This window comes from Cupriavidus sp. UBA2010 (assembly GCF_002335265.1).
In the GTDB taxonomy this organism is placed as follows: Bacteria; Pseudomonadota; Gammaproteobacteria; order Burkholderiales; family Burkholderiaceae; genus Cupriavidus; species Cupriavidus metallidurans.
The window spans coordinates 140,707-153,318 of the sequence record NZ_DDCI01000005.1; the positions used below are offsets into that span (position 1 = coordinate 140,707).

The window sequence follows — 12,612 nt, forward strand, 5'->3', positions numbered from 1 at the left end:
AGGCGCGGCGCGATCAGGGCCGTCTCAGCACCAGCGCCACGCCACTGAGCGTCAGCAGCATCGAGATGACTTCCCTGGCGCCGATGGGCTCGCCCAGCATGACGGCGGCGGACAGGACCCCCAGCAAGGGCACCAGCAGCATGCCGGTTGCCGCCACCGATGCCGGCAGGCGCTGCAGCGCCGCGAACCAGGTCAGATAGCAGATCGCCATGGGGATGAGGGCCATGTAGATCAGGCTGGCGAACTGCCAAGGGTTCAAAGCATCCAGCCGGGGATGCTCGAACACGATACCGAATACCAGCATGGGCAGGCAGCCCAGCCCCACCTGCCACGCCGTCGAGACGAGGGGCTGCAAGGGAAGCGGCGCGCCGTTGAGGATCGTGCCCAGGGCGAACAGCACTGCGGCAGCCAGCGCGAAGCCGATGCCCAGCGCCTGCCCGCCAGTGACGGAGAAACCCTGGGCACCCAGCAACACCATGACACCGGCCAGACCCAGCAGCAGAGCGGCAAAGCCGCTCGCCGTGGGGCGCACACCCCGCAAGGGCCAGACCAGCAAAGTGACCCAGATCGGCATCGTGTAGACCAGCAGCACGCCTTCGGCCACGTTCACCCAGTTCAACGCCAGCGTCGAGAAGCCCATCCAGGCAAAGACGTTGGTGAAGGCGGCCAGCGCCAGGCGCGGCATCACCTTGCGCGGCGGCATCAGGCGATGGCCCTGCATGGCGGCCAGCACCGCCAGCCCGATCGCGGCGGCCACCCCCGCAAGGCCGCGAGAGAACATCGGCGGCCAGGCTTGCAGGAGGAGCTTCATGGCGGGCCAATTGACGGCCCAGCCGACAGCGGTGACCAGCAGATAGGCCGTCCCCTGGAGTCGCCGCCTCGCCGCAGCGGTGGGGTCGTGGGTGCCAGGCATCGTCATCCGGCGCTCATTCGGCGGGCTGTGGGCGTTCGATCGCGCATGCGCGAACGGCCCGCCTGGGGAGGCCGGCAGAGAAGGTCAAATCAAGAAACATCGTGCTTGCGCTGCGCAGCAGCCTGTGACCGGACCACCCCGGCAATCCGGTACAGGACATCGCTGGCAAGCGATGGCGGGTTCTCGTTCAAGGCCCAATCGATGAAGCTGACGCCTTCCAGCAAGCCCAGGACCTGGCGGGCACGGGCCGCGGTGTCTGCGTCCTGTGGCAACTGCCCGGCCGCCTTGCCTTCGTCGAGCACTTTTTGCAGCCACTGGAGCTGGAGGCGGAAGAATTGCCGGGTCAACGTCTGAAGGCGCTCGGGCAACACGGTCATTTCGGCGGCCAGCGCGCCGCACAAGGGCAACTGGCGACGCCCCATGCTCTGCGTGAACCATTGCGAAAAAGCGGCCAGGCGGTCATCGACGGTGGGGCACTCGTGCTCGATGCCCTCAAGGCCCCGTGCGACGCGCTCCACATAGGCCTCCACCACAGCCACCCCCAGGTCTTCCTTGGCGGGGAAGTGGTGGTGGATGCTGGCCTTGCGGATGCCGACTGCCTCCGCCAAGTCGGCGTAGCTGAAGCCGGCATAGCCCCGGGTGCACAAAAGAGACTCGGCTGTTTGCATCAGGGATGCCCGAGTACTCGAAGGCATGGTTTGGTTCATGGCCGGTGACGCACTCCACTCGCAGTTGCTCTCTACTAGAAGGTAGATTACCACGAGCCGACGCCCAACCGGGCCGAGACGCCCTCTGGACTGCGACCTTGGCAGCCTTCCATGGGCGGGCGGCCGAGGGCCGAGGGGGTCTGATCACGACCGTGATGTCCCCGGCGCGGGGACGCCACGCCGGCGATCAATCGGCGAGCATCGAACGATTCGGTCAATAGCGGGCATCCGCGGGCTTCTTGTCCTGGGGCCAGTCCTTGACCTTGGCCGGGAAGTCCGGGCGTGGCATATGGCTGAAGTATTCGGCCACGTCGACCGCCTCCTGATCGCTCAGCCCGCCTTGGCCCAAGGGGAAGTGCGTGCCGAAAGCAATGGGCATGTTGCGTTTGACGAAGGCGGCCGCCGTGTAGGTGCGGGCCATACCGGCGCCGATATTGAAGGACTCGTCGCCCCACAGCGGCGGATACACCATCTCCCCCTTGGCGTTCTTGACGCCTTCGCCGTTGTCTCCGTGGCACAGTGCACACTGGGCCGCATAGATCCGCTTGCCGTTCTCGGTGTTGGGAATGAGCCGCTGGTCGATCTTGCCCACGCCGCGCCCTTCCACCTTGTCTTCGGGCTTGGTCTCGCGTTTCATCCAGTCGAAGTAGGCGACCATGGCTTTCATCTCGTCGCTGGTGATGGGCAACGGCTTGCCGTTCATCGAGCGCAGGAAGCAGCCGTTGATGCGGTCCTCCAGGGTGATGACACGGCCCGCGCGCGGAGCGTAGCTGGGGAAGAAGGCAGAGACACCGACATAGGGAGAACCATCGGCCACGGTACCTGCGTTCAGGTGACAACTGGCGCAGTTGAGCTTGTTGCCCACGTTGTTGGGCAGCATGCGCGCCGTGTCGATGTTCAAGCGCGCGCCCAGCACCAGTTGCTCGCCGTTCTTTTCCTTGAGCATCTCAGCCAGGCGCGGGGTCTCGAAGGGACGATGGCTGTCGGCCTTGGCATCGAGTTGCCTGCGGGCGCTGGTCACGTCACTGACCTTGATGTCGCGCGCATCGACGCGGCCCCAGGCGCGGCGCGTGAAGTTCAGGATCTCGGCGATTTCCTGATCGCTCAGTTGCGCGAATGAGGGCATTGTCAAAGGTCGAGCATGGCTTTGCGTGACGGGAGCCCGCCAGCCGGTGAGCATGATATGGATCAGCGTGGACGGGTCCTGCGACTGCAGGGTGTTGTTGCCCGCCAGAGACGGGAACGCGTTGGGCACACCGTCACCATTGGAGCGATGGCAGTCGGCACAGAACTGCAGGTAGCCCAGCCCGCCGCGCGAGGTGAAGATGTCGATGGGCATGTCACCGGGCTTGGCCGCCCCCCCGCTTTGGCGCGGGGTGATGACTGGCCCGGGGCCTTGGACGACCTGCATGGGCAGGTCATCCTTGCCGGGCGGCAGCGATTTCAGATAGGTGCCGATGGCCAGCAGGTCGGCATCGGTCATGTACTGCGTGGAGTGCTGCACCACGTCGACCATGTTGCCCGAGACGGTGCCGTGCCGATTGCGCCCGGTCTTTAGCATCTCGGCGGTTTCCTCCGGCGTCCAGAGGTTGCGCAGGCTCAGTGCGCGCCAGCCTTCCACGGTTTCTCCAGCCAGGAACAGATGGTCATTGCCGCCCTCGCTGGTCATGGTCTTTTCCTGGAAGGCGATGCCGCGCGGCGTATGACAGGCGCCGCAATGGCCCAAGCCCTGAACCAGATAGGCGCCGCGGTTCCACACCTGCCCCTTGTCTTCCAGGGGCTTGAAGGGTTCATCGTCCAGGAACATCCAGTTCCACAGCGACAGGCCCCAGCGCTGGTTGAACGGGAAACCCATGTCGGAAGGCCGGTTGGCCTGCTCGATGGGTTTGACGCCTTGCATCAGGTAGGCATAGAGCGCCTTCATGTCCTCCGCCGTCATCTTGGCGTAGGACGGATACGGCATGGCGGGGTACAGGTTGTGGCCGTCGGCCGCCACACCCTTGCGCATGGCGCGCTCGAACTGCTCGAAGCTGTAGCCGCCGATGCCCGTGGTCTTGTCCGGTGTGATGTTGGTGGAGTAGAGCTTGCCGAACGGCGTCTCCAGCGCGAGGCCGCCTGCCATGGGCTTGGACTTGTCCCCGGTGTGGCAGGCTACGCAGTCGCCCAGACGCGCGACATAGCGGCCGAGATCGACCTGCTCGCGCTGCTGCGGCGTGAGGTCGGCTGCATAGTCGGCGGGCAGATCGTCGATGATCTGGGGAATCTGTGCATGCGCCGTGGCAGGCGTGTCCTGCGCCAAAGCAGCCAGCCATACCAGGGAGACGCATGCCGCAAACGTGACCGCAAGCTGCGAACGGCGGGCTAGAAGCGCTCGAAACAGTCGCTGCGTGGCGCGGGAGGGGGGCTCGGGCTTAGGATGAAGGATCGTAGGCATTGTGAAAATCCATTGACGTTCGCACAGTAGATTTTCCGCCTTGTTGGGATTTGTCTAATTGATTGAAATCAATCACTAAGCATTTGATTTATATGAAAAAAATATTCCCACTGGATTATATTGTTCTACGATTAAGTGAAAATTAAGAAGTCCGACTTTGCTTGCGAACGGGACTGTCCAAACAGTCCCGTTCGCAATGCAAAGCCCCGAAGAGATTCCCAGTCAGGACCATCAATAGAGTTGTACGCGCCACATCATTCCCGAGTCCGCTTCAGACCAGCATCGATCCGCCAACTGAGCATGCGCCTAGCAGCGCACGAGCTGGCCGTTCCCGCTGAGCGGCCGGTCCGCCATCGCCGCCGAGTACTCGTCGGTGTCGCTGGTGTCGTAGCAGACGACCTTGATCTCGCCGGTGTCGCAGCGGATGGAGTGGATCTGGCCGTCGGTCATATCGACCACGACGGCTTGCGGGACAAGACCCAGTTCGCGGGCGGCCGACAGGATGGGGCCATATTCGGCAGCGTCGAAGCAGACGAACGGCCCTTCGTACCGGGCTTCTTCGGCCAGATCCTTGGCTTTGTAGTAGTGGGCACCCTGGTCGTATTCCTCCTGGGTGGTCCTGACCTTGAAGACCGGCATGTCGGGGGTGCCGGAGGCATCGACGCAGGCGACAGCGACTTGCATCTCGATCTCGCCGCCGTCGGCGGGTTCGATCGGAGGGGTGTTGGTGTTCATGGAAATCTCCTTGAAATGAAAATGCGTAGCCATACCCGCGAAGAACGCGGGCATGGCTACGAGGTAGGAACAACAGAAAGCCGGCGGCGCTAGGCCGGCGTTGGCGTGGGGATCAGGCGGCGACCAGTTGCCGGGCCAGGGCGACCTCGACGGAATCACCGTCCTGGTTGAGCACATCCAGCCCCGATTCGGGCACGTCGCCCGAGGTGGACTGCGAGACCATGATCTTCTTGGCCATCAGTTCCAGGCAGGTCATCTGCGAGGAACCGGCGTAGCCGAGGTAGATCACGCGCACCGGCAACTTCTGCCCGATGCGCCAGGAGCGGCGTGCCGCCTGCTGGAGCGAGTACACGTTGTAGCCCGACTGCATGAACACGATCGTCGGAAACTCCAGCAAGTCCAATCCCGTCTTGACCAGCTCGGGATTGGTGATGAGCACGTCGATGCCACGGTCCAGTTGTTCGGCGATCCAGTCCTCGCGGCGGCTGGCGTCCACGCTCGCGCGCAGCACCGCCACCTTGAAGCCTTCCTGCTCCAGCAACACCTTCAGGCGCGACGTGGTGTCGCGCGTGCCGGTATAGACCGTATAGGCCAGGACCTTGCGGCCCTGGGCCCTCTCCTCTTTGCAGATGTCGATCAGCTCACGCTCCTTGGGGCTGATCTCGAACTCGTTGAACTGAGCCGGGACAAACGCCAAGGTGTTGCGCGTGCGCGGATGCACCACGGTTTCCGATCGGAAGCAGCAATCCGGCCAGGCGAGCAGCACGTTGAGCACCACACCCAGCAGCGTCGTATCGCGTCGCGCCAGAGCCTGTTTCAGCTCCGCGGTCAGCCGACCCGCCAGGTCGCGGTAGGCCGCGGCTTGCGCCACGTCCATCTGGACTTCACGAAACTCCTCGTCATACGGCGGCAGCACATTGCCGCCGATGTCCTTGAGTTTGAGGAAGATCGTGAACGGCAGAATGCACCGCAAGACTCCTTTCGGCCCGAAGCCGGGAGCCTTGACCGTGCGCACCGATACCTTGGTGCCCCTGGCCGTCTTGTGCGCCGTGCCGGTGCTCTCGGAATAGATATCGCGCAGTACGCCGTGGTCGCGCATGAAGGCCATGGCGGCGGAGGTCATGCTGCCGCTCGTGGTCGGGCGGTAGCCGTCTTCGATCATCCGTCCAGGCAGTGCTCGGAACAGCAGGTAGAACAGATCGTCGCCGTAGCCGCCCATCAACGTGCCAGTCAGCAGCAAGGTTCTGCGAGCCTTCGCTGCCAGCACACCCATGGCCTGACCCTGTGCGGAACCGCCGTTCTTGTACTCATGCGCTTCATCAGCGATGAGCAGATCGAACGTGCCTTGCGGCAGGTACCTCTTGATGAACTCGGACGGCTGATAGCCGCCCTCGCCGAAGCCGAACTCCATATTGGCCATCGCACGCTCCATGCGCGTGGCCTGACGGTCGGAAAACACCAGCTCGCCGTTGCCGTCCATGAGGTTGATGAACTCATGGATGTTGTCGCCGAGCATCGAGGCCAGGAAGCCGTCGCCGAACTTCTGCATCAGCTTCTGCGCGGTGACTTCCCCGATGGTGGGGATGCGCTTCAAGGCTTTGAGGACGGCCGAGGACTGGTCGCTACCGGCCATGCTTCGCGGACGAATCAGCGTCCACAGGGGCGCGGCGCAGTGGCTGCACTTCCTGCGGTATTCCTCGGCTTCGAGCGCGGCAGGGTTGACCGGCTCGCCGTCGAGGTCGGTGATGACCGTGCCGCAGTCCGGGCAGGCCGCCACGTCGCCGTGACGGGTGCGCCGCTGGGTGAAGACAGGCTTCCAGTGAAAGCCCATCCGCATCCTCACGCGGCCCAGGACGAAGAACTCCTGACCCGTGGGCTGGACACCCAACTGCTCACGCAGCTTGATGAGCTTGACGAGCGTATCCGGCCCGTTGAGCACCCACACTTTGGCGCCCGCTACCGTCTCCTGGATCTCGCGCCGCCACTTGTAAACAAGGTGCGGTGGCGAAAGCACCAGGGTGCGGCGATACCCTTCGGCGTTGAGCACGGCGGCCGTGGCAATGCCGACGGTCGTCTTGCCGCAACCCATTTCGCCGTTGACGATCGCGGCGCGTTCGCCACGGTCGATCAGCAGCTCGGCGGCGGCATGGACGACTTCGGCCTGGGCCGGGAACAGCTTGCGCTTGAGGCTGGCGACGACGAGTTGCCGGTGCGCCTGCGGCTGGCCGGTATAGACCGGCGGGTTGGCGCTGTTGAGGGCGTCGAGCAGTTCGTCGCCGAACTCGCCGACGAAATCCTGAAGGCTCAGGGTCAGAGGGGAAGATTCCGCGTCGAGCAGTTCGCCCTGTACGGACGTGGCTTCGGCGGTGGTGGTTTCGAGATCGAGGGACATGGTGATGCTCCAAAGAAAATGGGGCATGCACCACCCCCAGCGGGGCGATGGCATGCCCCGTGGTGGGAAGAAGATGCGGCGCGCGGCCGCTGGATGCGATTACTCGTAAGGCAGCAGAAGAACCGTCATGCTGCGGTCGTACATGGTCCAGACTTCCAACCAGACGCCGTTCGCAATCGGGTAACGCGAGAACAGTTTTTCTCGGCCTTGCAGCCCATAGTTCTCGTTGATGTGCCGCTCGGCTTCATCGACATCGCCCCAATCTCCGCGCCTATGGCGGTTGAGACAGGTGCCAGCATCGATGTAGCGGCGACGGACCAGGGCCTTGACCCCGGGTGTTAGGACGATCTCCCCTGTAGAGAAAAGCTCGGGGGCAGACGTTGAGGCAGATGCGAGAGCGCAAGACACGCTGGATGCCATGACGTTTCCTTCTGGATGAAGGGGCCGCGGCACCCCAGCGGGGAGACGGCCCCGGTGGGTGGGTAGATGAAGATGGCGATGCAGCGTCTTCAGAGCATGTCGTGCTCTTCGGATAGCTGGACCACCGTGGTTTCATGGTCCTCGCTGGTCTTGACGATCAGTGCCAGGTCCGGCGTGATCCTGAACTGCGAGATCATCAGGTTGTCCTGTTGGATTGCGACGTTGTTGGCTTGGCGGGTGGCCTCGTCGATCTCGCCCCAGTCACCGCGCACGTGGCGCTGGACATAGGCCAAGGGGTCGATCAGGCCTTTGCGTGCCAACCAATGCACCTTCTCGCTCAACTTCAGCGTACCCGGTGCGAACAACGGTTGCTTCTGCGGCGCGGGCCGCTTGAACGGGTTTGCGAACATGGTGTTTCTCCTTCGATGTGGGAATAGCAGGACGGCAGCGCGTCCGGTGAGTCAGCGGATGGTCAACACCTCGCCCCGTGTCGCGGAGCCAGGCGTCATGTCCCACGCGCGGATGACGGGCACAAACTTGTCGGTGAGGATGCGGGTCTCGGCGATCGAGCCGTCTTCGCGTTCGGTGAATTCACGCTGGAGCGTCTTGTCCTTGTGGGTGTCACCTTTGACGACGAGCACGCGCCCGGTCTTGGAGCGCACAACCCCCGAGATCGCGCCCGCGGCCAGAGCCAGGGCGAGATGCCAGTGGGACAAAGCCCGCGCCGGTGGACGCAGCGACTGCTGCGCGGCCCCCAGGTGCGTGTCCAGCGACGGCCAGAGGCCTTGCAGCCTGCCAACCTCGTCGGCGAACTGCTCGGGCTCCATCGTCACGCGGAAGAAATGCTCCGGCTCGGCCGGACTGGCGGGGACGATGTACGGCAGGAACGGCCAATCGCTCGGTAGCTCCTCGGCTTCGACTTCGCCAAGCCCAACCTGCAGCAGCAGATTGCGCACGGCCTTGACGCCATCGGGAGCCTGTTCACGCTGTCGCACCCTTCGGCCGAAGATCACCACCTGCTTGAACTGCGTTTCCACCGCTCGGTAGATGCGCAGGTCCGTGTAGTGGCGTGTCAGCCAACCGACCAACTCCGCGTCGAGCACGTAGCCGGGGACGATGAAGACCAGCACGCCGCCGTACTGCAACAGCGACAGCGAACGCTGATAGAACAGCTTTTCGAGGCGGGCACGGCCCTGGCCTTGGTAGCCGATGTTGCCGTTGACGTCCTTGGACAGGTCGCCATACGGCGGGTTGAGCCAGAGCAACCCGAAGGATTGCTTGGAGACCATCGTGTCCATCAGGTCCGCGTGCAGGCAGTGATCGACCAGGCCACGGGCATGACGTGCCCGCTCCGGGTCGAACTCGACGGCGAACGCCTTGGCCTGCTCGCGCCCGAGGGCATGGGCGGCTTCGGCGATCGCCACGCCTTCGCCGGCGCAGGGATCGAGGATGCACATCGGCCCGTCGCTGGGCATCAGTGCATTGAGGGCTCTTTCGAGCGTGGGTTCATCCGTGGGGAAGTACCCGTTCTTTACGAAATTGCGGGCGAGCCGCGGGAACATGAGGGCCATGGAAGTCTCCTGGTTGGCGGGGATGAAAGACGGAGGTACGCCAAGGCGTGCCTCCGTGGGTGGGTCAGGCCGCTACCACTTCCGGCGTCCAGATCTTGGCCGGATACGGATAGGCGGTGAGCGCGTCACTGCGGATCAGGGAGCCCAGCGCCAGGGTCAGCGCCGGCACGTCGATGGCGAGCCGATGGCCTTCCAGCGGCCCGAGGGCGAACGGAAGGCGGGCCAGCATTTCGCGGCTTTGCAGCAGTTCCAGCACGGTCTCGCGCCAGTGGTCGAGCAGCGGCAACGGGCAGGTGTCCCGCACCAGCATCCACAGGCGGTCAAGCCGGTGGGCGCTGTCGCGCGGCAGCAGTGCCAAAGCGCTGGCGTTGGCCTTGTCGGGCTTGACGCAGCGCCGGTCGAACAGCCACACGTTGGACAGCGAACCGAACAGCGTTCGCCGGTAAGCGCGGGTCATGCGCTTTTCCAGGCGATCGACATTGCCGATGAACACCGGGACGCTGCCGCCCTGGCCGGTGATGACGTGGAACTGGTCCAGTCCCTGCTCGTCGCGCCCGAGGGTCAGGCGAGCGAGGAACTGCTGGACGGCGGTGTCGCGCGCCCAGATCGACAGGAAGATCAGGTTGCCCTGGTCGTCGCCGACGCAAGCGTCGGCCATCACGTCGGGGCATTCGTCGATGCGGTGCAGCGTGGTGGAAGAAGTGTGTGCGGGCATGGTGGTGTCCTCGGATGAACGGGAACAGCACCGCCCGCTGGGGCAAGTACTGCCCCAGGGGGTGGAAGAAAGCCGCTCAGTCCGGCTCGAACTGCCGGGTGTGCGGGTTGAAGTGAAGCGCCTCGTCCACCGCGGTGATCGGCGTGAAGCCGTCCAGGTAGATGTTGTTGAGGTACTGGTCGCGGTAGGTCAGCGCCTGCCGTGCCTGCTCCTCGGTGAGGCCGTTGTCAATGAAGTACGCCAGCATTTCCTCGTCGGAAGAAACTTCGTCGTTGGACAAACTGCCTTCAACGAGCTTCAACAGCGAGGCGGAGAGCGCAGCCAGGATCGGGTCCATGTCGGTTCCTCCTGGCTCAGACCATCAGTGTCGCGGCGGGAGCCGTGACAGCCGTGGGTGTGCGCCGTCGTGCGTGGTAAGCGCGAACGCCTGCACGCCAGTCGGCGGACTGCTCCGGTGCGAGGTCCAGATAGGACAGCGGGCACGAGTAGTAGTACGGGTGCATGGACTCTTCCAGCGGCTTGTAGCCCCACTGGCCGCCGCTGCGTTCAAGCAGATCGCAGCGGATGAAGCGCAGGGACTGGCCCGGCGCCAGATCACGATGCACACCTTCGACCTTGGCGGTCATTTCGACCACGGACCACAGCACGTTGCCGCGCATCGCATGGGCGATGACCTTTGTGCTGACGCGCTCGGTTTCCCGCGGTTCGATCAGTTCCGCGATCAATTCGGATCGCGATTGGTGAGAGAAATACCAGCCCATGAGAGGCCTCCTGAAGAAGTGGGGCCGGAGGCCTCCCCGTGGGGAAGAACCCCCAGCGGGTGATGGAATGTCGCAGGTGCGGCGAAGGAGCCTATGCCTTGTCCTCAGTCCCAGTCGTCATCGTCGCGATCACAACCGGCCGGGCAGTAGCCGAACTCGATCCCGTGCGAGCAATAGCCGTGCTCCGCATTCCAGTCCTGGGTTTCCTGCCGTTCGGCAGGCGTTGCGTAGTCCCATTCCTGGGTGGCGATTTCCAGCGCGTGAGTGCGCTGGTCATGCGGCAACCGACTGGCTTGCGCGTCGATCTCCGAACTGAAAAGCGTGACCCAGTGATCCCAGGACAGGCCGCAACCACGCTGGGCATGCTCGGCGGCCGTCTTGCACACGGCGCGCCACGCGGTTTCGTCCAGCGCGGAACGGGGTGTATCGCAAGCGATGGTGGACATGATGGAGACCTCCAGAAGAAAGCCGAGGCCTCCCCCGCATGGCGAAGGAGCCCCGGCGGGTGGATGGAGAACACCGCGGATGCGGTGTCTGCGATCACGCAGGTTGCAGCTCGGCCTCGCGGCTCCACTCCTGCGTCTTGAAGTCCAGCGCGTAGCCCAGTTCACCCAGGCGGGCGATCTGCGCACGCAAAGCGCGGCGGTCGATGGTCGAATCTAGTTTCACGGATTCGCCCAGCGGCCACAGCAGGCCGAACAGCGCGGAGTCACCGTCTTCGGTGCTGCCGGGGGCAGCGGCCGCAGCAGGTGGCGGCGCATCCACGCCGAAGGGCGTGGTATCGACCAGCGGGTCCGCGGACGATTGCATGGGCGCGGGCTTGGCAGGCCTGGACGCTTTGGCGGGTTTGGCCGGCGTTGCCGCAGGCTGCGTCCCTTGCTCTTCGTCGAGCGGATCGACGTCCTGGGTGGCGAAGCTGCGTGCTTCGTCGCGGCTCAGTTTGTCGATGCCGTTGAGCGTCATGCCGTCGAGGCTGGCCCGGATCTCGAACCGCATGCCACCGCCGACCGGGTAGGACTTCGGGAAGATGTACCTGATGATGAATTCCCCGTCGTACTTGCCTTCGGGGTACTGCTCCAGTTCCGGGTCTTTGACCTCGAACGTACCGAGGTGCGTGGCGAGGCGGCCGACGGTGAACGGGCCGTTCCTGCCGCGGATGGTGCGCAGCGTGAGCTGGCCGGGGACGACGATGGGCGCAACCGATTTCTCGGATGCCGATGTGGCTGCCATGATGGTTCTCCTTGACGAATGGGAAAAAGCAAGGCCCCGTGAGGGGCCATGCCGGATCAGAACGAAGCAGCCAATGCCGGCTCCTGCTCCTCGACTTGCGCCTCGGGCTCGCGCTCGGCGGGCTCGGCAGGCTGGTCGGCAGCGGGGTCGGTGGCCGTGTCGATGGCGTCGTCGGCTTCGGGCGCGGATGCGTCTTTGGCCGGCGGCGCCTCGGCTTGCGCCTGGCTCGTCGGATAGACCTGGGTGCCGTCGATCTTGATCAGACCGATGTGGACCAGCGTCGATTCCAGGCTTGCGGCCGGTTCCCCGGCGTGCTCGCCCTTGGTGCGGATGTACGGATCGATCTTCATGTCGTTCAGACGGAAGGCGATCAGGACCTTGCGGTCACCCTCGATGGCCTGAACGCACCGGCGAACCAGGTGCTCGGCTTCCGGGGTGGCGACGATGGTGTCGAAGTACCGATACTCCGGTTCATCGACAGGCCCGGCCAGTGCCGCGACGGTGCAAGAGAGGAACGAGTCGCCAGCCTTTGGGGTGACGTCCTTCACACGATTGAGATAGCCGATGCCGCGGGTGATCAGCTCGTGCTGCTCGATCGAAGCCAGTTCGGCCAGCTCGGTCTTGAGCAGTCGCGCCTTGAGGGACGCGGCGGCCTGACCTTTTTGCTCGCCCTTGTCGCGGATGTACGCATCGCCCCACAAGTCACCGACGCGAAAGCGCACCAGCGGGCGCTG

Annotated in this window: 14 protein-coding genes; all 14 read right to left on the reverse strand. The window is 64.3% G+C overall.

The genetic code is table 11. From position 1 onward, the window contains the following. Positions 1-13 precede the first annotated feature (13 nt). Positions 14-919, reverse strand: coding sequence for a DMT family transporter (locus B2246_RS02175; RefSeq protein ID WP_020424017.1), 906 nt, complete (start codon positions 917-919; stop codon positions 14-16). An 83-nt stretch (positions 920-1,002) separates the two neighbouring features. Next, entirely contained in the window at positions 1,003-1,620 is a 618-nt protein-coding gene (locus B2246_RS02180; protein ID WP_286964016.1) for a TetR/AcrR family transcriptional regulator, read from the reverse strand. A 214-nt stretch (positions 1,621-1,834) separates the two neighbouring features. Next, on the reverse strand, positions 1,835-4,054 hold the full coding sequence (locus B2246_RS02185; RefSeq protein WP_079388664.1) for a c-type cytochrome: 2,220 nt from the start codon (positions 4,052-4,054) through the stop codon (positions 1,835-1,837). 306 nt (positions 4,055-4,360) lie between these two features. Further along, positions 4,361-4,789, reverse strand: coding sequence for a hypothetical protein (locus B2246_RS02190; RefSeq protein ID WP_020206722.1), 429 nt, complete (start codon positions 4,787-4,789; stop codon positions 4,361-4,363). A gap of 112 nt (positions 4,790-4,901) precedes the next feature. Next, positions 4,902-7,181 (reverse strand): helicase-related protein, encoded by a 2,280-nt coding sequence (locus B2246_RS02195; protein WP_041106332.1) that lies wholly within the window; start codon positions 7,179-7,181, stop codon positions 4,902-4,904. 99 nt (positions 7,182-7,280) lie between these two features. Next, positions 7,281-7,601 carry a hypothetical protein gene (locus tag B2246_RS02200; protein WP_020207191.1) on the reverse strand — a complete coding sequence of 107 codons (321 nt, stop codon included), beginning with the start codon at positions 7,599-7,601 and terminating at the stop codon, positions 7,281-7,283. A gap of 89 nt (positions 7,602-7,690) precedes the next feature. After that, the gene (locus B2246_RS02205) at positions 7,691-8,011 is read right to left on the reverse strand and encodes a hypothetical protein (RefSeq protein WP_020207192.1); all 321 of its coding nucleotides are present in this window, start codon (positions 8,009-8,011) and stop codon (positions 7,691-7,693) included. A gap of 51 nt (positions 8,012-8,062) precedes the next feature. Then, positions 8,063-9,196, reverse strand: coding sequence for a DUF6094 domain-containing protein (locus tag B2246_RS02210; protein WP_277914973.1), 1,134 nt, complete (start codon positions 9,194-9,196; stop codon positions 8,063-8,065). A 40-nt stretch (positions 9,197-9,236) separates the two neighbouring features. After that, complete coding sequence (locus tag B2246_RS02215) at positions 9,237-9,887, reverse strand: hypothetical protein (protein ID WP_041106327.1); 651 nt, start codon at positions 9,885-9,887, stop codon at positions 9,237-9,239. A 76-nt stretch (positions 9,888-9,963) separates the two neighbouring features. Beyond that, entirely contained in the window at positions 9,964-10,224 is a 261-nt protein-coding gene (locus tag B2246_RS02220) for a hypothetical protein (protein ID WP_041106326.1), read from the reverse strand. Positions 10,225-10,240: 16 nt separating this feature from the next. After that, on the reverse strand, positions 10,241-10,648 hold the full coding sequence (locus B2246_RS02225) for a hypothetical protein (RefSeq protein WP_020207129.1): 408 nt from the start codon (positions 10,646-10,648) through the stop codon (positions 10,241-10,243). A gap of 104 nt (positions 10,649-10,752) precedes the next feature. Then, positions 10,753-11,094 carry a hypothetical protein gene (locus B2246_RS02230; protein ID WP_020207130.1) on the reverse strand — a complete coding sequence of 114 codons (342 nt, stop codon included), beginning with the start codon at positions 11,092-11,094 and terminating at the stop codon, positions 10,753-10,755. A gap of 94 nt (positions 11,095-11,188) precedes the next feature. Next, on the reverse strand, positions 11,189-11,878 hold the full coding sequence (locus B2246_RS02235) for a DUF3275 family protein (protein ID WP_020207131.1): 690 nt from the start codon (positions 11,876-11,878) through the stop codon (positions 11,189-11,191). Positions 11,879-11,934: 56 nt separating this feature from the next. Further along, on the reverse strand, positions 11,935-12,612 hold a 678-nt coding region (locus B2246_RS02240), incomplete at its 5' end, for a DUF3577 domain-containing protein (RefSeq protein ID WP_286962355.1).